General features: G+C 65.2%; 18 protein-coding genes and 1 pseudogene. 6 read left to right on the forward strand and 13 right to left on the reverse strand.

From position 1 onward, the window contains the following. The first annotated feature begins 187 nt into the window (after positions 1 to 187). Positions 188 to 2,365 (forward strand): malate synthase G, encoded by a 2,178-nt coding sequence (locus tag AAHM40_RS07440; RefSeq protein ID WP_342244075.1) that lies wholly within the window; start codon positions 188 to 190, stop codon positions 2,363 to 2,365. A 197-nt stretch (positions 2,366 to 2,562) separates the two neighbouring features. On the opposite strand, the pseudogene AAHM40_RS07445 reads toward AAHM40_RS07440, so the two are convergent. After that, a pseudogene (locus tag AAHM40_RS07445) lies at positions 2,563 to 2,994 on the reverse strand (response regulator); the annotation flags it as partial. A 248-nt stretch (positions 2,995 to 3,242) separates the two neighbouring features. Between AAHM40_RS07445 and AAHM40_RS07450 the strand changes: the two are divergent. The 3 genes from AAHM40_RS07450 (at position 3,243) to AAHM40_RS07460 (ending at position 6,600) form a co-directional block, all read left to right on the forward strand. Next, complete coding sequence (locus AAHM40_RS07450) at positions 3,243 to 5,177, forward strand: putative nucleotidyltransferase substrate binding domain-containing protein (RefSeq protein WP_342244076.1); 1,935 nt, start codon at positions 3,243 to 3,245, stop codon at positions 5,175 to 5,177. Then, a complete protein-coding gene (locus AAHM40_RS07455) occupies positions 5,174 to 5,878 on the forward strand; it encodes a 3'-5' exonuclease (RefSeq protein ID WP_342244077.1) in 705 nt (234 codons plus the stop codon). The genes AAHM40_RS07450 and AAHM40_RS07455 overlap by 4 nt, the downstream gene beginning before the upstream one ends. A gap of 98 nt (positions 5,879 to 5,976) precedes the next feature. Beyond that, a complete protein-coding gene (locus AAHM40_RS07460) occupies positions 5,977 to 6,600 on the forward strand; it encodes a glutathione S-transferase family protein (protein WP_342244078.1) in 624 nt (207 codons plus the stop codon). A 98-nt stretch (positions 6,601 to 6,698) separates the two neighbouring features. Here the strand turns inward: AAHM40_RS07460 and AAHM40_RS07465 are convergent, their stop codons facing one another. From AAHM40_RS07465 to rloA2, 6 genes are all read right to left on the reverse strand, one after another. Further along, positions 6,699 to 7,016, reverse strand: coding sequence for a hypothetical protein (locus tag AAHM40_RS07465; protein ID WP_342244079.1), 318 nt, complete (start codon positions 7,014 to 7,016; stop codon positions 6,699 to 6,701). Between the two features lie 11 nt (positions 7,017 to 7,027). After that, positions 7,028 to 8,377, reverse strand: a complete 1,350-nt coding sequence (gene creD / locus AAHM40_RS07470) for a cell envelope integrity protein CreD (RefSeq protein WP_342244080.1) — start codon at positions 8,375 to 8,377, stop codon at positions 7,028 to 7,030. Between the two features lie 229 nt (positions 8,378 to 8,606). Next, positions 8,607 to 9,041: a CBS domain-containing protein gene (locus AAHM40_RS07475; RefSeq protein ID WP_342244081.1), complete on the reverse strand. Its 435-nt coding sequence runs from the start codon at positions 9,039 to 9,041 to the stop codon at positions 8,607 to 8,609. 185 nt (positions 9,042 to 9,226) lie between these two features. After that, positions 9,227 to 10,657 (reverse strand): two-component system sensor histidine kinase CreC, encoded by a 1,431-nt coding sequence (gene creC, locus AAHM40_RS07480; protein WP_342244082.1) that lies wholly within the window; start codon positions 10,655 to 10,657, stop codon positions 9,227 to 9,229. Further along, positions 10,657 to 11,343, reverse strand: a complete 687-nt coding sequence (creB, locus tag AAHM40_RS07485) for a two-component system response regulator CreB (RefSeq protein ID WP_342244083.1) — start codon at positions 11,341 to 11,343, stop codon at positions 10,657 to 10,659. The genes creC and creB overlap by 1 nt, the downstream gene beginning before the upstream one ends. Positions 11,344 to 11,410: 67 nt before the next feature. Then, the gene (gene rloA2 / locus AAHM40_RS07490; protein WP_342244084.1) at positions 11,411 to 11,923 is read right to left on the reverse strand and encodes a retropepsin-like aspartic peptidase RloA2; all 513 of its coding nucleotides are present in this window, start codon (positions 11,921 to 11,923) and stop codon (positions 11,411 to 11,413) included. A gap of 191 nt (positions 11,924 to 12,114) precedes the next feature. On the opposite strand from rloA2, the gene AAHM40_RS07495 reads away from it, so the two are divergent. After that, positions 12,115 to 13,008 (forward strand): acyltransferase, encoded by an 894-nt coding sequence (locus AAHM40_RS07495; protein WP_342244085.1) that lies wholly within the window; start codon positions 12,115 to 12,117, stop codon positions 13,006 to 13,008. A 24-nt stretch (positions 13,009 to 13,032) separates the two neighbouring features. Here the strand turns inward: AAHM40_RS07495 and AAHM40_RS07500 are convergent, their stop codons facing one another. Next, the gene (locus AAHM40_RS07500) at positions 13,033 to 13,710 is read right to left on the reverse strand and encodes a DUF2780 domain-containing protein (protein WP_342244086.1); all 678 of its coding nucleotides are present in this window, start codon (positions 13,708 to 13,710) and stop codon (positions 13,033 to 13,035) included. Positions 13,711 to 13,890: 180 nt separating this feature from the next. Here AAHM40_RS07500 and AAHM40_RS07505 point away from each other — a divergent pair, with 180 nt between their 5' ends. Further along, on the forward strand, positions 13,891 to 15,144 hold the full coding sequence (locus AAHM40_RS07505) for a flavohemoglobin expression-modulating QEGLA motif protein (RefSeq protein WP_342244087.1): 1,254 nt from the start codon (positions 13,891 to 13,893) through the stop codon (positions 15,142 to 15,144). A 176-nt stretch (positions 15,145 to 15,320) separates the two neighbouring features. Here the strand turns inward: AAHM40_RS07505 and fdhA are convergent, their stop codons facing one another. From fdhA to AAHM40_RS07530, 5 genes are all read right to left on the reverse strand, one after another. Continuing rightward, positions 15,321 to 16,520: a formaldehyde dehydrogenase, glutathione-independent gene (fdhA, locus tag AAHM40_RS07510; RefSeq protein WP_342244088.1), complete on the reverse strand. Its 1,200-nt coding sequence runs from the start codon at positions 16,518 to 16,520 to the stop codon at positions 15,321 to 15,323. Positions 16,521 to 16,718: 198 nt separating this feature from the next. Next, a complete protein-coding gene (gene purU, locus AAHM40_RS07515; RefSeq protein WP_028631169.1) occupies positions 16,719 to 17,582 on the reverse strand; it encodes a formyltetrahydrofolate deformylase in 864 nt (287 codons plus the stop codon). 61 nt (positions 17,583 to 17,643) lie between these two features. After that, on the reverse strand, positions 17,644 to 18,273 hold the full coding sequence (locus AAHM40_RS07520; protein ID WP_342244089.1) for a sarcosine oxidase subunit gamma: 630 nt from the start codon (positions 18,271 to 18,273) through the stop codon (positions 17,644 to 17,646). After that, positions 18,266 to 21,283, reverse strand: a complete 3,018-nt coding sequence (locus AAHM40_RS07525; protein WP_342244090.1) for a sarcosine oxidase subunit alpha — start codon at positions 21,281 to 21,283, stop codon at positions 18,266 to 18,268. The genes AAHM40_RS07520 and AAHM40_RS07525 overlap by 8 nt, the downstream gene beginning before the upstream one ends. Continuing rightward, a complete protein-coding gene (locus AAHM40_RS07530; RefSeq protein WP_028631172.1) occupies positions 21,280 to 21,606 on the reverse strand; it encodes a sarcosine oxidase subunit delta in 327 nt (108 codons plus the stop codon). Before AAHM40_RS07530 ends, AAHM40_RS07525 begins: the two co-directional genes overlap by 4 nt. Between the last annotated feature and the right edge of the window lie 93 nt (positions 21,607 to 21,699).

The raw sequence follows: 21,699 nt of genomic DNA on the forward strand, positions 1-21,699 counted from the left end.
TAGCTGGAACAATGTGCCAGTTTTTTGAGAACATTCTGCCCGCCGTTGTGACCGTAACGCAGCTTTTAGTCGCATAGCGACGCGACCCCACTGATTTTCACAACGGCTTCATGTAGTATGCCGCGCTTCGGACTACAAGAAGGGAGACCCCCAGTCCGAACGGATATTGAGCAGAGTGAGGCAAGCAATGACTGAGCGCGTTCAAGTCGGTGGCCTTCAGGTCGCCAGAGTCCTGTTCGACTTCGTGAACAACGAAGCCATCCCCGGAACCGGCATTGCCGCCGACACGTTCTGGGCCGGTGTGGAAGCCGTCATCAACGACCTGGCTCCGAAGAACAAAGCCCTCCTCGCCAAACGCGATGAACTGCAGGCCAAGATCGACGCCTGGCACCAGGCACGTACCGGTCAGGCTCACGATGCCGTGGCCTACAAGGCGTTCCTCCAGGAGATCGGCTACCTGCTGCCGGAACCGGCCGATTTCCAGGCCACTACCCAGAATGTCGACGAAGAAATCGCCACCATGGCCGGCCCGCAGCTGGTCGTGCCGGTGATGAACGCTCGCTTCGCCCTGAACGCGGCCAACGCCCGCTGGGGCTCGCTGTACGATGCGCTGTATGGCACCGATGCCATCAGCGAAGAAGGCGGCGCCGAAAAGGGCAAGGGCTACAACAAGGTTCGCGGTGACAAGGTGATCGCCTTCGCCCGCGCCTTCCTCGACGAAGCCGCGCCGCTGGAAGGTGCCTCCCACGTCGACGCCACCGCTTACATCGTCAAGAACGGCCGGCTGGCCGTGACCCTGAAGAACGGCAACGAAGTCGGCCTGAAGAATGCCGCTCAGTTCATCGCCTTCCAGGGCGAAGCTGCCAAGCCCACCGCCGTTCTGCTGAAGAACAACGGTCTGCACTTCGAAATCCAGATCGACCCGAGCAGCGCCATCGGCCAGACCGACGCCGCCGGTGTGAAGGACGTGCTGATGGAGTCCGCGCTGACCACCATCATGGACTGCGAAGACTCCGTCGCCGCCGTCGATGCCGACGACAAGGTCGTGGTCTACCGCAACTGGCTGGGCCTGATGAAGGGCGACCTGGCTGAAACCGTCAGCAAGGGCGGCCAGACCTTCACCCGCACCATGAACCCGGACCGCGCCTACACCAAGGCCGATGGCTCCGAGCTGACCCTGCACGGCCGCTCCCTGCTGTTCGTGCGCAACGTCGGCCATCTGATGACCAACCCGGCCATCCTCGACGCCGCTGGCAACGAAGTACCCGAAGGTATCCAGGACGGCCTGTTCACAGGCCTGATCGCCCTGCACAACCTGAAGGGCAACACCAGCCGCAAGAACACCCGCACCGGCTCGATGTACATCGTCAAGCCGAAGATGCACGGTCCGGAAGAAGTAGCCTTCGCCACCGAAATCTTCAGCCGCGTAGAAGACGTGCTGGGCATGCCTCGCAACACCATGAAAGTCGGCATCATGGACGAGGAGCGCCGTACCACCATCAACCTCAAGGCCTGCATCAAGGCTGCCGCCGAGCGCGTGGTGTTCATCAACACCGGCTTCCTCGACCGTACCGGTGACGAAATCCACACCTCCATGGAAGCCGGCGCCATGGTGCGCAAGGGCGCCATGAAGACCGAGAAGTGGATCGGTTCCTACGAGAACAACAACGTCGACGTCGGCCTGGCTACCGGCCTGCAGGGCAAGGCGCAGATCGGTAAGGGCATGTGGGCCATGCCGGACCTGATGGCCGCCATGCTCGAGCAGAAGATCGGCCACCCGCTGGCCGGCGCCAACACCGCCTGGGTACCGTCACCGACCGCCGCCACCCTGCACGCGCTGCACTACCACAAGGTCGACGTATTCGCTCGTCAGGCCGAACTGGCCAAGCGCACCCCGGCTTCGGTGGACGACATCCTGACCATCCCGCTGGCGCCGAATACCAACTGGAGCCAGGAAGAGATCCAGAACGAACTGGACAACAACGCCCAAGGCATCCTCGGCTATGTGGTGCGCTGGATCGACCAGGGCGTCGGCTGCTCCAAGGTGCCGGACATCAACGATGTCGGCCTGATGGAAGACCGCGCCACCCTGCGTATCTCCAGCCAGCTGCTGGCCAACTGGCTGCGCCACGGCGTGGTCAGCCAGGCGCAGATCGTCGAGAGCCTGGAGCGCATGGCCTCGGTGGTCGACCGCCAGAATGCCAACGACCCGCTTTACCGCCCAATGGCGCCGAACTTCGCCGACAACGTGGCCTTCCAGGCCGCGCTGGAGCTGGTGGTAGAGGGCACCAAGCAGCCTAACGGCTATACCGAGCCGGTCCTGCACCGTCGTCGCCGCGAGTTCAAGGCGAAGAACGGTCTCTAAGACCTGCCCATGAAAAACCGCCCCTCGGGGCGGTTTTTCTTTTTGGGGAAGTCGGCTTGATTCGCCAGGCACAAAAAAACCGCCTGTCCCTGGCGGTTTCTTCAGGCGCTTTTCAGCGCAATGATCTTCGCTTTGGTTTTCGCTTTCGCCGGTCTGGGACGCACCTCGGGTGGCGGGGCCTTGGGTTCGGGCGGGGTGCCGATCTCGTTGCGCACCAGGTTGGAGAGACGGCTCATGTCCACCGGCTTGAGCAGGAAATCCACTACCTTCATGTGCATCGCCTCGATGGCATCCTGCACGTCGGCATCGCCGGAAATGATGATGACCGGCAGGGTCGCCCGGGCCGACTGGCGCACCTGACGCACCAGTTCGAGGCCGCTGCCGCACTGCATGTGCAGTTCGGTGATCATCAGGCCGATCGAAGGACGGGTGACCAGCAGCGCCAGCGCCTGCTCGCCGCTGTCGGCGGTGATGCAGGGGATGCCTTTCGCGACGAGTTCGTCGGCCAGGGCGTCGCGCCCGGCCTCGTCGTCGTCCACCAGCAGAACACTGGGCGGCGCACTGGGTACGCGCATGATTTCTTCAAGCGCTTGCAGCTCGGCTTCGCTCAGCAGGTCACCGTAACTCATGGGGTCGTCCTCGATAGGGGCCTCCCTGGCAGGCCCAACTCCCCTCACTAGTAGCTTTAGCACGGGGCACGCAGGTCCGATGCGCAAAATGCACGCAAGTTCCCGTGCAGAATGCGGCATCCGCCGAACGGTAGCGGCCTACCCGTTTTTCCGACGACCTGCTTGCCTGCCTTTAGACTTACGTCCAATTTGTGTCCCCCGTTGCCACGCGCAGCATGGTTCCTCTAACAAGAACAGCAGGCATCAGCATGAACAAGGCAGACGCCTTCGCCCACGCAGGCAAACAAGCGGTGATGCAGAACATCCACGGCACCGTGGAGTTCCTGCAGAAGTATCCCCCGTTCAACCAGATGGAAAGCGCCCACCTCGCCTTCCTCGTCGAGCACTGCCTCTTGCGCTTCTATGCTGCTGGCGACGCCATCATCAAGCCCCAGGACGGGCCGGTGGAGCACTTCTACATCGTCAAGCAAGGCCGCGTGGTGGGTGAACGCCCGCACTCGGCCCGGCGCGGCACTGAAACCACTTTTGAGATCGCCAGCGGTGAGTGCTTCCCGCTGGCCGCCCTGCTCGGCGAGCGCGCTACCCGCACCGAACACCTGGCCGGCGAAGACACCTTCTGCCTGCTGCTGGGCAAGGCCGCCTTCGTCAAGCTGTTCGCCCTCTCCAACCCCTTCCGCGACTTCGCCCTGCGCGGAGTCAGCAGCCTGCTCGACCAGGTCAACCAGCAGGTGCAGCTACGCGCGGTGGAAACCCTCGGCGCCCAGTATTCCCTGGACACCCGCCTGGGCGAACTGGCGGTGCGCCAGCCGATCGCCTGCCTGCCGGAACTGCCCCTGCGCGACGCCGTGCGGCTGATGCACGAACAGCAGGTAGGCAGCATCGTGATCGTCGACACCCGGCAACGACCGCAGGGCATCTTCACCCTGCGCGACCTGCGCCGGGTGATCGCCGACGCCAGCGCCGACCTCACCCAGCCCATCGCGGTAGTCATGACCCAGACGCCCTTCCACCTGCCGCCGGAAGCCAGTGCCTTCGACGCCGCCCTGGCAATGACCGAACGACACATCGCCCACGTCTGCGTGGTCGGCGGCGAGCGCTTGCTGGGGGTGGTCTCCGAGCGCGACCTCTTTTCCTTGCAGCGGGTCGACCTGGTGCACCTGGCGCGCACCATTCGCCACGCTGGCCGCGTTGAGACCCTGGCCGCCCTGCGCGGCGAGATTCAGCGTCTGGTCGACAACATGCTCGCCCACGGTGCCAGTTCGACCCAGATCACTCGCATCATCACCCTGCTCAACGACCACACCGTGTGCCGCGTGATCGAGCTGACGATCGAAGAGATGGGCGACCCGGGCATTCCCTTCACTTGGCTCTGCTTTGGTAGCGAAGGGCGCTCCGAACAGACCCTGCACACCGACCAGGACAACGGCATCCTCTTCGAGGCGGTCGACGCAGTGGACGCGGCCGCCATTCGCGGGCGCCTGCTGCCGCTGGCCGAACGCATCAACCAATACCTCGCCCAGTGCGGATTCGAGCTGTGCAAGGGCGGCATCATGGCCGGCAACCCGCAACTCTGCCTGTCACGCAGCGAATGGAGTCGGCGCTTCGCCAGCTTCGTCCGCGAGGCGACGCCGGAGAACCTCTTGGGCTCGTCCATCTATTTCGACCTACGCGCCGTCTGGGGCCCCACTGAGGGCTGCGAGGCGCTGCAGCGGGAGCTACTGGTAATGGTCGCCGATAACAGCCTGTTCCAGCGCATGCTGGCCGACACCGCCCTGCGCCAGCGCCCGCCGGTGGGGCGATTCCGGGATTTCGTGGTGGCCCGCAAAGGCGCTGAGAAAGATACCCTCGACCTCAAGGTGCAAGGCCTTACGCCTTTCGTCGACGGCGCCCGGCTGCTTGCGCTGGCCCATGGCATCAGCGCCTGCGGCACCCTGGAGCGCCTGCGCCAACTGGTGGAGCGCGAAGTGGTGGACGCCCAGGATGGCGCTGCCTATGAAGAGGCCTACCACTTCATCCAGCAGACCCGCATGCAGCAGCACCAGCAACAGGCGCGGCAGGGGCTGCCCTACTCCAACCGGCTCGATCCGGACACACTCAACCACCTGGACCGGCGCATCCTGCGCGAGTCCTTTCGTCAGGCCCAACGCCTGCAATCCAGCCTGGCGCTACGTTATCAACTATGAACGGTTTCCCCTGGTTCTCCCGCCGCACGCCCCTGGCCCCGGACATCGCCGCCCGTCGCGATGGCCTCCCCGATCCCCAGCCCCTGGACGAACGCCCCCTGCGTCAGCAGCGCTTCGTAGTGCTGGACCTGGAAACCAGCGGCCTGAACATGAGTCGTGATCTGGTGCTGTCCATCGGCGCAGTGAGCATTGACGACGGCGCCATCGACCTCGGCAACCAGTTCGAATGCACGCTGCAGCGCGACACCGGCAAGCTCAACGCCAGCGTGCTGATTCATGGCATCGCACCGAGCGAACTGGCCGCCGGCGTGGAACCGGCCGAAGCCCTGCTGAGTTTCATGGAGTTTCTCGGCGACAGCCCGCTGCTGGCCTTCCACGCCACCTTCGACCAGCGCATGTTGAGCCGCGCCCTCAAGCAGGACCTCGACCACAGGCTGCGCCACTGCTTTCTGGATATCGCCGAGCTGGCGCCCATGCTCTGCCCCGAATCCGGCATCCGCAATGGCGGCCTGGACCAGTGGGTGGAGTACTTCGGCCTGCATGTACAACAACGCCACAACGCCAGCGCCGATGCCCTGGTGACCGCCGAGATCGCCCTGATTCTCTTCAGCCGCGCCTGCCGCCAGGGCCTGGAAACCCCGGCGGCACTGGCCTCCGCTCTCGCTCGTTGGCAGCGCCGGCAACATGCACCTGCGCTCTGAGGCGAGAGTCCCGCCCAAAGCGCCACCCCGCCTGCCCGGCAGCATTCCAATGCGGTATAACTGCGCCAATGCACCGCTGCAAACGCCGAGGAATCCGCATGAGCGCCAGCCAGACCCTGTTCTTCTCCCCCACTTCCCCGTACGTCCGCAAGGTCATGGTGCTGCTGCATGAAACCGGTCAGCTCGACGCGGTCAGCCTGCACGGCGTGACCCTGACCCCGGTGAACCCCAGCGAGGAGGTGAACGAACACAACCCCGCGGGCAAGATCCCCGCCCTGCAACTGGCTGACGGCAGCGTGTTGCACGACAGCCGGGTGATCCTCGACTACTTCGACCACCAGCATGGCGGCGAGCCGCTGATCCCCCGCGAAGGTGCGACGCGCTGGCGGCGTCTGACCCTGGCCTCCCTGGCCGACGCGGTGCTGGATGCCGCCATTCTCGTGCGCTACGAAACCTTCCTGCGCCCCGAAGACAAACGCTGGGACGATTGGGTCATGGGCCAATGCAGCAAGATCGATCGCGCCCTGGAAACCTTTGAGCAATCCGCCGACGAGTTGGACGAACGCTTCGACGTGGCAGCCATCAGTGCCGCCTGCGCACTGGGCTACCTGGACTTCCGCATGCCCGACCTCAACTGGCGCCGAGACTGCCCGAAGCTGGCGGCCTGGTACTCAGCCGTCAACCAGCGCCCTTCGCTGCAGGCGACCGCGCCAGCGACCTGATACCTTGCGCGGAGGCGGCAGACAGGCGCTGAACAGCCTGTCCAACTCCGCTGCCAGTTTGGCACCCCGTTCTTGATCCTCGCGCAGCCCCAACAGCTTCATTGCAGAACTCCCGCACGCCGGTACCAGAGCCAGAAGAAGCCCGTCGCCATCAGCAGCGCGCCCTGCCCCAGTGCCGCACAGAGCTCGAGAAAAGAACGCACTGCCGGGTTGTGGGCGGCGTCCAGCACGCCGGTCAGCCCTTGCCAGAAGCTATCCGGCAGCAGCCACAGGGCGAGGCCCGCCAGAGGCTTTCCGGTGAACAGCCAGAGGTCGATGAAGCCGAAGGCGCCGGCGAACATCAGGCCGCCCAGGACCAGCACCGAAATCAACAGGCCGAGCAGGAAGCAGCCGCCGAATTGCATCAGTACGTGCATGACCGTCCTCCTCAGTTGCCGCTGGCCGACGGGGCGCGGCCAATACCGTACCAGTCCAGCTTGCGGGTCAGCACCATCACGCAGGCGAGCAGGCCGAACACCAGCAGCGAACCCATCAGCAGCGCGTAGTCCTCGGCGCTGAGCAAGCCGTAGAGCATCCCGTAGAGGGCAGCCAGGCCCAGGGTGAAGCCGCCACCGCGCATCCAGCTGTGCAGCACATGGCTGACATAGAACCCCACCAACGCCACGCAGGCGGACGCCGAGACGGCGTAAGCCAGTGCGAACTCCAGGTGCTCGGAGAGCGACAACAGCAGCAAGTAGAAAAACGCCAGGGCCAGGCCCACCAGGCCGTATTGCACGGGGTGCACCGCCAGGCGCTTGAGCACTTCCACCAGGAAGAAACCGGCGAAAGTCAGGGCGACGAACAGCAGGGCGTACTTGATCGCGCGGTCGGTCTTCAGGTACTGGTCCACCGGATCGACGAAGCTCACGCCGAAATCCCGCGAGTATAAGGCGTTGCACTGCTCCTCGCCGACGCACTCGGCTAGGGCCTCCTGCAGGTTGGTGGCGAAGAAGCTGGTCTGCCAGGTCGCGGAAAAGCCTTGGGCGCTGATGCTGCGCTCACTGGGCAGGAACTCGCCGATGAAGCTCGGGTGCGGCCAGGTCGAGCTCAACTCTACCCGCGAATCACGCCCCACCGGTGTCACGCTCAGGCTGGAAGTACCTTGCAGCTTGAGATCGAAGGCGAAGTCGAGGCTCTGTGGAACCCCGGCCTGCAGGGCGGCCAACGGCACATGCACGCCGCCATTGAGCACGCGGTCGCCACTGCCCGGCTGGAAGTCCAGGGACTGGCCGTTCAGGCGCAGCTTCAGGGCGTTGCCGATGCCGCGGATATCACTGATGCCCACCGCCAGGAAGGGCTGCTCGAAGCGGTAGTCCGCCAGGTCCTCGCCAATACCGTAGTTGGCCGGCACCAGGATCTGTCCGCTGATCTGGCTGTCGCTCTTGTACAGCCGCGCCTTGTAGATGCCACGCGCGCGCAGCTCGGTGTCGACGCTGCCGGTCAGGTTGAAGCGCTCGGGGAGAAAGTACAGACGGCTGCTCACCTCACGCTCTTCCAAGTGGCGTTGGCCGGTCTGCTCATAGGTTTTCCACTCACGCACAGTGCGCTTGAACGGCACCACCAGGATCGGCCCGGTGATCCGCTGGCTGTAGCTGGAACTCTGGGCGATGTTGGCCAACACACCATCGCGCGCCACCTGGCGCTCGCTGATCAGGCCGTCGATCAGCATCAGCGGGATCATCAACAACAGCATCAACAGGGCGATGGTGCCCAGCTTGAATCCGAGGCTTCGGGTCATGGCGACTCTCCTTGTGTCGGGATGGGGAGAGTCTGGGGAGCGGTTGAGGTGGGGTTATGGGGGATGTGTGGAATTTGTGTGGGGATTGGGTGGGTTTCACTTTTCCTGTGGGGGCGAATTCATTCGCGATGCAGGACGCAGTCCTGCCGATTGCCTTGCAGGGGGCAGCTGCGCTGCCCATAGCGAATGAATTCGCCCCCACAAGATAGGCATCGCCCGGCGAAAGGGCCTACGCCCCGCGAATGTACTGCTCCAGATGCTGGATCAGGCTTTCCTGTTCCGCGGTTATGTCGCGCACCAGATCGCGGATGGAGAGCAGGCCCACCAGCTTCCCGTCCTGCAGCACCGGCAGGTGGCGCAGGTTCTTCTCGGTCATCAGTTGCATGCAGTACTGGTTGCTGTCACGCGGGGTCACCACGAAAAGGTTGGAGGTCATCACCTCTTCGATGGTGGTGGCGTAGGCAGAGCGCTCCAGGGCCGCGACGCGGCGTACGAAGTCACGCTCGGTGACGATGCCTACCAATTCGCCGCCCTGCATCACCACCAACGCGCCGATGTCTTTCTCGGCCATCAGCAGGGCGGCCTCCAGAACGGTGGTGGTGGGATCGACACTGAACAGCTGGGTGTGGGATTTGGCTCTGAGAATTTCGGCGACTGTTTTCATCCGGCAGCTCCTGAAGGGCCTGTGTTTTTTGTAGTCGAAGCTCGGCGCTGTGCATAAGAGCCGCATCAAGAATCAAGCCAAAACCTGGTTACAGGGTGATAACGCCCGCCGAAAGTGTGGGCGCCCCTTGGTCAATTTATAGCCGATAGCGGAAGCGGCTGACGCTGCCGGGCGGCGGCCGCGTGTCAATCCGCGACGGCGGGAAGTCGCAGGCAGGCCAGAACGCCGTTATCGGTATTCCGCACCAGGAGTTCGCCGCCGTGGAGTTCGGCGACTTCCTGCACGAAATTGAGGCCGAGGCCGGTGCTCTTGCGCCCCGTAGCGGGGCGCGGCAGGGAATAGAACCGCTCGGTGAGCCGCGGCAAGGCGAACTCGGGGATGGGCTCGCCCTGATTGAAAAACCGGAGTTCCAGCGAGGCACCTTGTGGCGCCGCGTCCAGCCGCAGCAGGCCACCGGGCGTGGTGAAGTCGAGGGCGTTGTCCAGCAGGTTGGCCAGCGCCTGGCTGATCAGGAAGCGCTCTCCCACCGCGCACAATTCCGGTGCAACGAGGTTATCAACCTTGAGCGCCGCCGCCTCGATGCGTGCCGCCTGGGCCTGCAGCAGCGCGTCGACGAGCTCGCGCAACGGCACCGGAACCCGCTCCTCCAGGCCCTGGCGCTGCTCCACCTGGGCCAGGTTGAGCAGGCGCTCGATCAGTTGCTGCAAGCGTGCGCCCTCGTTGCCGATGTTGGCCACGAAACGCTGCCGCTGCTCCGCCGGCATCTCGCCCTCCAGCAACTCGGCGGCACCACGGATCGCGGCCAGGGGGCTCTTCAATTCGTGTGTCAGCGTGTGTACGTATCGCTCGACGTACGCCTTGCCTTCCAGTTGGGTGCGCATGCGCTCCACCGCCGCCGCCAATTGCCGCAGCTCGCCCCCGCTCATGGCCGGCAGTTCTGCGCGCTGCCCCTCGCTCACGGCCTGTGCATAGTCGCGCAGGCGGCGCAGCGACCGGCTGAGCCACCAGGAGAGCAGCCCGCCCACCAGCAGGCCGAGGCCGATCAATCCGGCACCGAGCCAGGCCAGGCGCGTCTGCGAGCGCTCGATGTAGGGCTGCAGCGAGGCGTTGGGCTTGGCTACGGAGACGACGCCGATGATCCGTTCGCCATCGCGAATCGGCGCCGCGACATACATGACTGACGAATCCGGGTCGTTCGGGTCCTCGCGGGTGGAGCGGGCGCCGTACTGGCCGCGCAGGGTCCGGTAGACGTCGTTCCAACGCGAGTAGTCCTGGCCCACGGCCGCGCCGCTGGAGTCGAGCAGCACGATGCCCTTGTCATCGGTGACGTAGATGCGGTGGTTCACCTGCGTCTTGCGCACGCCCCAGATGTCCGCACCCGGCTGTCGCTGGCCGTAGGCACGCAGCAGCTCGGGCAGACGGCCCTGGTCCAGGGTGCCGGCGCGCACCTCGTCTCGGAGGATTTCCGCCAGCAGGTTGGCCGTGTCCACCAGGGTCTCTTCGGTGGACTGGCGCACGCCGGGACGGATCTCGTCCATCACCGTGCTGAGCACGAACCAACTGGCCAGGCCGACGAAAAGGAAGTAGGCCAGGAAAATGCGAATGCCCAGCGGCATCAGGCGTGGCTCGGCGCGTAGCTGTAGCCCAGGCCGCGATGGGTCTGGATGGGTTCGGCAGCCGGCGCCACCTGGCGCAGCTTGGCGCGCAGGCTTTTTATGTGGCTGTCGATATTGCGTTCGTAGCCGGCATCGGCGGATACGCCGAGGGCGTCCAGCAGCTGTTCACGGCTGAACACGCGCTCGGGTTGCGCCAGCAGGGTCTGGAGCAAGCGGAACTCGTGCCGGGTCAACCCCAGGAGTTGGCCGTAGTAGTGGATGCGCACGCGCTCGCCGTCCACCAGGAAGGGGCCGTCGGCAACCGGCGTGGTGGTTGGGTCACGCGGCGCTGTTCGCTTGAGGATGGCGCGGACCCGCGCGGCCACTTCGCGAGGGCTGAAGGGCTTCACCACGTAGTCGTCGGCGCCGATCTCCAGCCCCACTACGCGGTCGATCTCAGCATTGCGCGCGGTAAGGAACAACACCGGCACCTCGGAGAAGCGCCGCAACGCCTTGCATAGCTCGAAGCCGCTGGTGTCCGGCAGTCCCACGTCGAGGATGACCAGGTCCACCGCCTGCTGGCGCAACAGTTCCAGCGCCGGACCGCCGAGGCTCAGCCAGGTGGTGGCGTTGCCATCGGCTTCGAGGGCGTAGATCAGGGTGTCGGCGATGGCAGCTTCATCTTCGACGATGAGGATGTGCGGCATGGGCGTCCTGGCTCATGGAAATGCGCCGACGTTGCCCCATGCCACTTGCCCCGTCAATCCGTGCCAATCAGCACTGGGGCTTGCCGGCGGTGAATTTGCGCCCCGCGTAGATCGCGGCCTTGAATTCGCGCAGGGCCTTGGCGCCGATCAGCAGCGGGTAGTTGAAGCTGGAACGGTCGGTGAGGTTCACCTCTACCGTGCGCTTGACGCCACCCAGGCACATCTCCATGTCGACTACCGGGCGCTTGGAAATCTCCGCCGAGGGTGCTTCGTCTTCGTCGCCCAGTTCGTCAGCGCGGTTCTTGATCTTGCTGATCCGCGACAGGCGATGTTCGAACAGCGTGTCATCGGCGTCCTTGGTGGCCAGGCGGAAGCGCACCCATTCCTCGCCGTCACGCTTGAAGCGCTCGATATCCTTGGCGGACAGGGACGCAGTGAGGGCGCCGGTGTCCATCTTGGCTTTCAGTGTCTGGCCGATTTCCGGCAGGCGCACATATTCGTAACGGCCGTAGAGTGTGGGTTCCTGGGCGGCGACAGCGGGTAACACCACCAGCGCAAGCAGGGCAATCAGGGGTTTCAACGCAGCATCTCCTGGTTGAGGGGTACGGTTCTGGGACTGGCCGAAGGGGAAAATGGTTCGCCGTCGACGCGCCAGCGAGTGCCCGAAGCATACTCGCCCCCTCGCGGGTGGCAAGGCTCCGGACCGCTCGTCGCATCGGCGTCGACTGGTTAAGATGGCGCGCACACCAGAGGACAAGGAGCCGAGGACCCATGCGGCCATTGCTGACCGGAATCGCCACCACCCTGCTGCTCTTGCTCAACACCCTGATCCTGATTGGCCCGATGCTGGCCATCGCCCTGCTCAAGCTGATCCTGCCAGGCCAGGCTCTGCACGATGCCTGTTCCCGCGGGGTAATGTGGGTCGCCGAAGCCTGGGCAGAGAACTGCAAGCGCATCTTCGCCCTCCTCACGCCCACCCACTGGGATATCCGTGGCGGCGAAGGGCTACGCAACGACACCTCGTACCTGGTCATCAGCAACCATCAATCCTGGGTGGACATCCCCGCGCTGGTCCAGGCGTTCAACCGCAAGGCGCCCTACTTCAAGTTCTTCCTGAAGAAGGAGCTGATCTGGGTCCCGCTCCTCGGTCTGGCCTTCTGGGCCCTCGACTACCCCTTCATGAAGCGCTACAGCAAGGCCTTCCTGGAGAAACACCCGGAGATGAAGGGCAAGGACCTGGAAATAACCCGCGCGGCCTGCGAGAAGTTCAAGCGCATGCCGGTGACCGTGGTGAACTACCTCGAAGGCACCCGCTTCACCCCCGTCAAGCACGCCCACCAGCAATCACCCTACCGCCACCTGCTCAAGCCCAAGGCGGGCGGCGTGGCCTTCGTCCTGGCCGCCCTGGGCGAGCAGCTGGATGCCGTTCTCGATGTCACCCTGGTCTACCCGGGCAACGGCGTGCCCGGCTTCTGGGCACTGCTGAGCGGCCAGGTGCCCCAGGTGATCATGGACATCCAGACCCACGAGCTGGACCCGGCCCTGTGGCAGGGCGACTACGAGAACGACGGGGAATTCCGCCAGTACGTCCAGGCCTGGGTCAGCCGGATCTGGCACGAGAAGGATGCGCGCATCGACCAGTTGCGCGCGGAATTGAACGGGTAGGCGCAAGGCCTACCCCATCGCGGTTCAGGTCGACAGGCCGTTCACCGGCGCCTGTTGCAGCGGAACCTGCTGCACAGGCGACTGCTGTACCGGCGCCTGCTGCAACCCCGGGGTTACCGGCGGAATGGTCCATTGCCACAGGCTGCCCAGGTTCTGCAGCAGCGACTCGGCCAAGCCCTGCTGACCGAGGAAGGAGAGGATCAGCGGGGCGAACCGGCCGATCAGGCCGCTATCCATGCCCAGGGAGCCGAAGGCCTGGCTGACATCCGCCATGTTGTTCATCTGCTGGCCCGCCAGCACGCCAGTCGAGTTGCCCAGCACGCCTGTGCCGCCCGCCTGCTGGCCGAGCAGGCCGCCGATGCTGCTGAGCAGGCCCTGGGTGTTCGGGTCGGTGAGCATGCCGACGCCCGGCACCGCCTGGTCCAGTTGGGCGAACTGGTCAGCCGGCAAGTTGTTGCGCGCCAGGCCGAAGAGCGCGGCGGCGCCGCCCAGGGCCTGTTCCGGGGTGATCTGCAACTGCCCGCCCAGCTGCTCAAGCATCGCAGCCGACTCCACTGGAGCGATGCCCGGCGCCTTTTCCTCCTGGCTGCCCGCACCGCTCGCGGCAGCGGCGGCGACGACATCGCCCAGGGTGACGGCGAACACCGGGCTGGCGGCCAGGCTGAGCAGGACGGCCAGGGTCAGGCTTCGGGGAGTGTGCATAGGTCGACCTCGATGAAAGATCCGCGCCGGAACACTGCGTACCGGCAGGTGAGCGGAGGCTCGTCCCTATGACTGCGGGGATCGGCCAAGCGTTCCCCACGTTTTGTCGGTTCTTCCACTTCTACATCCAGGCGCGTGCCCTGAACTAGCCTGAAAGGACCACCATTCTGGTCCCGCACCATGAGCGAAACCCGCCTTGCCGAACTCGATGCCGCCCTCCCCGGCCTGGCGCGCAAGATCCGTGTGCTGGATGCAATCGCCTGGCCGGATGGCATCGAAGACCGCTTCCTCGCCGACTGGCGCGCCGGGCGGCCGAGGCTGCCCGAGGTCGTCCTTGCCCCGAGGAACCACGGCGCAGAGATCGAGGCCCTGGAAAACCTCGCCGGCCAGTGCGACAGCGGCCATCCGGCCGGCGCCTTCCTCGCTGCCACGGCGCGCAGCTATGCCTGCGCCGGGCGCATGCTGGGGGCCATCGGCACGCCGGCCTTCACCGAGTATTCCGCGCGCCTCTACCAGCGCCCGGACCACTACTACGAACGCCAGAGGATGACGCCCCTGGACGCGGCGCGCTTCTTCCTCGACACCACCGACGCCTTGCTCGACAGCCGGCAGATACCCGCCACCGAAGCGGATATCCCGGCCGAAGACTTCGCCACCTGGATGCGCGCCGAAGTGGATGCGTTCTTCGGTCCCGGTGAAGTTCGCGTGGTGCTGGACCCGGACCTCGCGTCCAAGGCCATCGCCGGTGCCACGCGCATTCGCCTGCGCGCCTCGGCGCGCTTTTCCGACCTCGACAAGGCACAGCTCCTGCAGCACGAGGCCTTCGTCCATGTCGGCACCGCCCTGAACGGCCGGGCCCAGAAGAACCTTACCAGCCTGGCACTAGGTGCGCCGCGCACCACCTTGACCCAGGAAGGCATCGCCATGCTCGCCGAGCTGCTGACCGGCAGCATCGACATCCAGCGCCTGCGCCGCGTCGCCCTGAGGGTGGTCGCCGTGCAGCAAGCCCTGGATGGCGCGGACTTCATCGAGGTGTTCAAGGGCTTTTTGGATGCGGGCCAGTCGGAGGAAGAGTCCTTCCGCTCGACCCAGCGTGTATTCCGCGGTGCTGACGTGAATGGCGGGGGCGCCTTCACCAAGGACGCCTGCTACGTGATCGGCATGCTTGGCGTGCACACCCTGCTCAGGGTTGCGGTGCGCGACAACCGCCCGGAGCTGCTCCGCCAGCTTTTCGCCGGTCGCATGACCACCGGCGACGTCGTGACCCTGGCGCCCTTGTTCGAGTCTGGCTGGCTGCAACAACCGCGCTTCGTACCGCCCTGGGCCGCCGACCTGCGCCGTCTCGCGGCCGCGCTGGCGTTCTCGGCCTTCGTCGGGCGGATCAAGTTGGACGTTGTGGATCTGGAGCGGTTCGTGGAGCTGGAAGAGGAATGAGGTTGGGCGAGAATCACTGTAGGGGCGAATGAATTCGCCCCTACACAGATCCGCCTGTGCGATCCACTCCCTCATCCCCGCCCCCTCTGGCCACAAACAAAAAAAGGAGCCCGAAGGCTCCTTGAGGGACAGACGCCGCGGCTGTCACATCACGGCGTCGGGGGTCTTGCAGTCGATCAGGCGGCGCTGAAGGTCTTGTGCGGGTCGATGACGAATTTCTTCGGCACGCCGGCATCGAACTCGCCATAGCCGCGCGGCGCGTCGTCCAGGCTGATGACCTGCACGCCCACCACTTCGGCGATGTTGATGCGGTCCCACATGATGGCCTGCATCAGCGCGCGGTTGTACTTCATCACCGGGGTCTGGCCGGTGTGGAAGCTGTGGGACTTCGCCCAGCCAAGGCCGAAGCGGATGCTCAGGCTGCCGATCTTGGCGGCAGCATCCACCGCGCCCGGGTCTTCGGTGACGTAGAGGCCGGGAATACCGATCTTGCCGGCCACGCGGGTGATCTGCATCAGCGAGTTGAGCACGGTGGCCGGGGCCTCGTGCTTGGCGCCTTCATGGCCATGACCACGGGCCTCGAAGCCGACGCAGTCGATGGCGCAGTCCACTTCCGGCTCGCCCAGCAGCGCGGCGACCTGCTCGTGCAGCGGGGTGTCCAGGGACAGGTCGGCGATCTCGAAGCCTTGTGCCTTGGCGTGGGCCAGACGGGCGGGGTTGAGGTCACCGACGATCACCACGGCGGCGCCCAGCAGGCGGGCGGAGGCAGCCGCGGCCAGACCGACGGGGCCGGCACCGGCGACATACACGGTGCTGCCCGGGCCAACGCCGGCAGTGACCGCGCCGTGGTAGCCGGTGGGCAGGATGTCGGAGAGGCAGGTCAGGTCACGGATCTTCTCCATGGCCTTGTCGCGGTCCGGCAGCTTGAGCAGGTTGAAGTCGGCGTAGGGCACCAGCACGTACTCGGCCTGGCCGCCGGTCCAGTCGCCCATGTCGACGTAGCCGTAGGCGCCGCCGGCGCGGGCCGGGTTGACGGTGAGGCAGACGCCGGTGTGCTGTTCCTTGCAGGAGCGGCAGCGGCCGCAAGCGACGTTGAAGGGTACGGAAACCAGGTCGCCGATCTTCAGGTTTTCGACGTCGCTGCCCTTCTCGATCACCTCGCCGGTGATCTCATGGCCGAGCACGAGGCCGACCTGGGCGGTGGTACGGCCGCGCACCATGTGCTGGTCCGAGCCGCAGATGTTGGTGGAGACGACTTTCAGGATGACCCCGTGTTCGATCTTCTTGCCACGCGGGTCCTGCATTTTGGGGTAGTCGATCTTCTGGACTTCGACCTTTCCCGAACCGAGATAAACGACACCACGATTACCAGACATGCGTAATTCTCCGTTGTTGTTGTGAATACAAAGGCGCGACCGACGGCCACGCGGCCTTGCACTGGAGCTTGCGTCTGTTGCCGGAAACCGCCGGTGAAACCTGGCAGTGGCGGGTTCCGTGAAAGGGTCCGGCCATTCCCGGATTTCATCCGGGCTACGGAGCCGGGTAGCCCGGATAAAATCCGGGGAAATACGTACTCAGGCGTTTAACACCACCGTGCGGTTGGCGTTGAGGAACACGCGGCGTTCGATGTGATAGCCCACGGCTTTGGCCAGGGTCAGGCACTCGATGTCGCGGCCCTTGGCGATCAGGTCTTCGGGGTAATGCGCGTGGTCCACCGCTTCGACGCCCTGGGCGATGATCGGGCCTTCGTCCAGGTCGTTGTTGATGTAGTGCGCCGTGGCCCCCACCAGCTTCACGCCCTTCTGGTACGCCTGGTGGTAGGGCTTGGCGCCCTTGAAGCCTGGCAGCAGCGAGTGGTGGATGTTGATCGCCCAGCCATCGAGCCTTTTGCACAGCTCGGGCGACAGCACCTGCATGTAGCGGGCGAGGACTACCAGCTCGGCGCCGGTCTCCTCGATCACCTGCATCACACGGCGCTCCTGCGCGGGCTTGTCGTTGGGATCGAGGGGAAAATGGTGATAGGGAATCCCGTGCCAGCGCGCGAGCGGCTCCAGGTCCGGGTGGTTGGACACCACTGCGACCACATCCATGGCCAACTGGCCGATACGCTGGCGATAGAGCAGGTCGTTCAGGCAGTGGTCGGCCTTGGACACCATCAGCACCACCTTGGCGCGATACCCCGGCGGCGTCAGCTCCACCTGCATGTCGAAGGGCGCCAGGCGCTCAGCCAGGCCAGCGCGGAACGACTGTTCGTCGAAGTCGTCCGGCTGGCGGAACTCGACCCGGATGAAGAAGCGCGAGGACAGCCGGTCATCGAAGGAGTGGTGCTCGGTGACGTAGCAACGCTGCTCGAAGAGAAAGCGCGTCACCGCATCCACGGTACCGAGCACGCTCGGGCAGTGGGCGGTGAGAATCCAGGTATCGGGTGTGCGGCTCATATGCGGACTCCGATGTTTGTCTCCCCTCTCCCAGGGGGAGAGGGGGCTTTCCGTTTTCCCGTCAGGCCTTCACCGCCAGTCCGAACTCCGCACTGGCATCTTGCAGCCAGAGCCAGAAGTAGTCGGAGAAGCTGCGGCGGATCAGCAGTTCCCAGGTGTCTTCGCCGGTGTGGCGAATCACCAGCGAGGCCTTGGCGAAGGTGCTGCCCACGGCCTTGCCCACCGGGAAGTTGCTCGGGTGCACGTCGTAGGGGGTCGACTTCATCAGCACCTCGCGGGCTTTGGGCCCGGAAAGCTCGAGAATGGTCTGGCCGCCGCTGACGTTGACCACGGCGATGTGCTGGCCATCCAACGCCTTGCGCAGGCGCTGTTCGACCTCGAACTCCTGGCCGCTCGGCACGATCAGCAGCCACTCGTCCGGCCCCAGCCACTGCAGCGAGGTGTCGCCGCTGGCCACCAGGGTCAGGGCCACCGGCAGCTCCAGGCCGAGGGCGCTGTGCACGCCACCGGCGAAGGCCGGGTCCTTGGCGTCGCCACGGATCACCAGGTGACCGAGGAGCTTCTTCTCGCGCAGGGTCACCCCCGCGCTGCTCTTGCCCTTGCGTGCCAACTCGTCGAGGCCGGCGTGGTACAGCGGCGATTCGGCATGGGCGGCATCAGGACGCTGTTTGTAGACGTTCACGTTAGACATTCTGGCGATCCCCTTTCGGGTCATAGAACACGGAGCTGCAGATTTCGGCTTCGATCACGCTGCCATCGGCCAGCGGTGCGAACACGCGTTCGCCCATGCGCTTCAGGCCGCCCTTGACCACAGCCATGGCGAAGGAATAACCCAGGGTCGCGCTCATGTAGCTGGAGGTGACGTGGCCGACCATCTTCATCGGGATGGATTGCTTCGGATCGAACACCAGTTGGGCGCCTTCCGGCAGCACCTTGTTCGGGTCGATGGGTTTGAGGCCCACCAGTTGCTTGCGCTCTTCGCGCAGGCAGTCCTCACGGTTCATGCCGCGCCAGCCGATCCAGGAGAAGGCCTTGCTGCGGCCAACGCACCAGCCCATGTTCAGGTCGTCCGGGGTCACCGAGCCGTCGGTGTCCTGACCGATGATGATGAAGCCCTTCTCCGCCCGCAGTACGTGCATGGTTTCGGTGCCGTAGGGAGTCAGGTTGTACTTCTTGCCGGCCTCGACGATCTTCTCCCACACACCCAGCGCGTAGTCGGCCTGCACGTTCACTTCGTAGGACAGCTCACCGGTAAAGGAGATACGGAACACCCGCGCCGGCACGCCACCGACCAGACCTTCCTTCCAGCTCATGAAGGGGAAGGCGTCCTTGTCCAGGTCGATGTCGGTGACCTCGGCCAGCAATTTGCGGCTGTTCGGGCCGGACAGGGTCATGGTGGCCCAGTGGTCGGTGACCGAGGTGAAGTACACCTTCAGCTCCGGCCATTCGGTCTGGTGGTAGATCTCCAGCCACTCCATCACACGGGCGGCGCCGCCGGTGGTAGTGGTCATGACGAAATGGTTCTCGCCGATGCAGGCGGTCACGCCGTCGTCGAAGACCATGCCGTCTTCCTTGCACATCAGGCCGTAGCGGGCCTTGCCCACATCCAGCTTGGTCCAGGCGTTGGTGTAGACGCGGTTGAGGAACTCGCGCGCATCCGGGCCCTGGATATCGATCTTGCCCAGGGTCGAGGCATCGAGGATGCCCACGCTGTCACGCACGGCCTTGCATTCGCGGTCCACGGCGGCGTGCATGTCTTCACCGCGCTTGGGGAAGTACCAGGGGCGTTTCCACTGGCCGACGTCCTCGAACTCCGCGCCCTGCTCCAGGTGCCAGCGATGCATGGCGGTATAACGCTTGGGCTCGAACAGGTGGCCGCAGTGACGGCCGGCAACAGCGCCGAAGGTCACCGGGGTGTAGTTCGGGCGGAACATGGTGGTGCCCATCTCGGCGATGCTGATGCCCATCGAACGGGCGGCGATGGCCAGGCCGTTGATGTTGCCCAGCTTGCCCTGGTCGGTACCGAAGCCCAGCGCGGTATAGCGCTTGACGTGCTCGACCGATTCGAAGCCCTCGCGGGTAGCCAGTTCGATGCCGGCGGAGGTGACGTCGTTCTGCAGGTCGACGAACTGCTTCGGTGCACGGGAGGTGGACTTGTCGTGCGGCACCTGGAACAGCGCCACGGTGGCCTCTTCCTTGCGCTTCTCGGTCTTCGGCAGGCTGCCTTCGACCACTTTGAAGCCTGCCTCGGCACCCGCCTTGGCACCGGCTTCGAAGCCATCGGCCAGCGCATCGCCCAGGCCGAACACGCCATTCACGGCACCGGCGCAGTAACGCTTCTGGAAGCCTTCTCCAGGAACGAAGGCGAGGATGTCTTCACGCCAGGTCGGCTTGCCACCCAGGTGGGAGGCCAGGTGCACCACCGGGCTGTAGCCGCCGGAGCTGACGATCAGGTCGCAGTCCACCACTTCGCCGGGGCTGGTGACCTTGTGGCCTTTCAGGTCGATGGCGCAGATGCGGGCACCGGTGACACGCTTGCTGCCACGGGCCTCGACCACGGCGCTGCCGGTGAGGATGCGCACGCCACGGGCGCGGGCCTCTTCCACCCAGGCGCCGCGCGGGTTGCTGCGGGCATCGGCCACGGCCACCACTTGCTGACCGGCATCGAGCCAATCCAGCACCACGCGGTAGGCGTAGTCGTTGTTGGTGGACAGCACCAGCTGGCGACCGGGGGCCACGCCGTAGCGGTTCACATAGGTGGAGACGGCGCCGGCGAGCATGTTGCCCGGCACGTCGTTGTTCGAATACACCAGCGGACGCTCGTGGGCGCCGGCGGCCAGCACCACACGCTTGGCACGGACGCGATGCACGCGATGACGGGCCTGCCCATGGGGCGCGACCTCGCCCAGGTGGTCGGTCAGGCGCTGGTGGATGGTGAGGAAGTTGTGGTCGTGATAGCCGTTCACCGTGGCGCGCGACAGCAGGGTCACTTCCGGCAGTGTCTCCAGCTCGGCGATGACCTTGGCCACCCACTCGGCTGCGGGCTTGCCGTCCAGAGTCTCGCGGGTGTCCAGCAGGCTGCCGCCGAACTCTTCCTGTTCGTCTGCCAGGATCACACGCGCACCGCTGCGGCCAGCGGCCAGGGCGGCAGCCAGGCCAGCCGGGCCGGCGCCGACCACCAGCACGTCGCAGTACTGGTTCATGTGGTCATAGATGTCAGGGTCGACTTCGAGCGGCGCACGGCCGAGGCCGGCGGCCTTGCGGATGTACTTCTCGTAGGTCAGCCACAGGTTCTGTGGGTACATGAAGGTCTTGTAGTAGAACCCGGGCGGCATCATGCCGCCGCCGACCTTGCCGAGGATGCCCATCACGTCGTTGTTCACGTTCGGCCAGCCGTTGGTGCTGCTGGCCACCAGACCGGCATACAGGGCCTGCTGGGTAGCGCGCACGTTCGGCACCTGGGCGCTCTCGGTGGAACCGATCTGCAATACGGCGTTGGGCTCTTCCGCACCGGCAGCGACGATGCCGCGCGGACGGGAGTACTTGAAACTGCGGCCGATAATATCGACGCCGTTGGCCAGCAGGGCGGCGGCCAGGGTGTCGCCGGAGAAGCCCTGGTAGTTCTGGCCGTTGAAGGTGAAGGTCAGCGGTTGGCTGCGATCGACGCGGCCACCCTTGGGAAGGCGGTTGACCTGGCTCATGCCGTTACTCCTGCGGTCGCGGCTTTCTTGTCGCCGACGTTGGCCTCGGTGACAGTGGGCTTCTCACCGATCTTGTAGGTTTCGAGGATCTCGTAGCTCACGGTGTGGCGCGTGGCGTTGAAGTACTTGCGGCAGCCGGCGGCGTGCACCCACAACTCGTGGTGGATGCCGCGCGGGTTGTCGCGGAAGAAGATGTAGTCGCCCCACTCCTCATCGGTGCAGGCGTTGGGGTCCAGCGGGCGCGGGATGTGCGCCTGGCCCTTGGCGTGGAATTCCTCTTCGGAGCGCAGCTCCCCGCAGTAGGGGCAGAAGATGTGCAGCATGGTGATAGTCTCCGGTGAATCTCTTTATCTCCCCCCTCCCTCTGGGAGAGGGGCCGGGGGTGAGGGATGTCAGCCTTGGCGCAGTGGCTATTC

Origin of the sequence: Pseudomonas sp. OTU5201 (assembly GCF_038440135.1) — a bacterium.
Taxonomy (GTDB): domain Bacteria; phylum Pseudomonadota; class Gammaproteobacteria; order Pseudomonadales; family Pseudomonadaceae; genus Metapseudomonas; species Metapseudomonas resinovorans.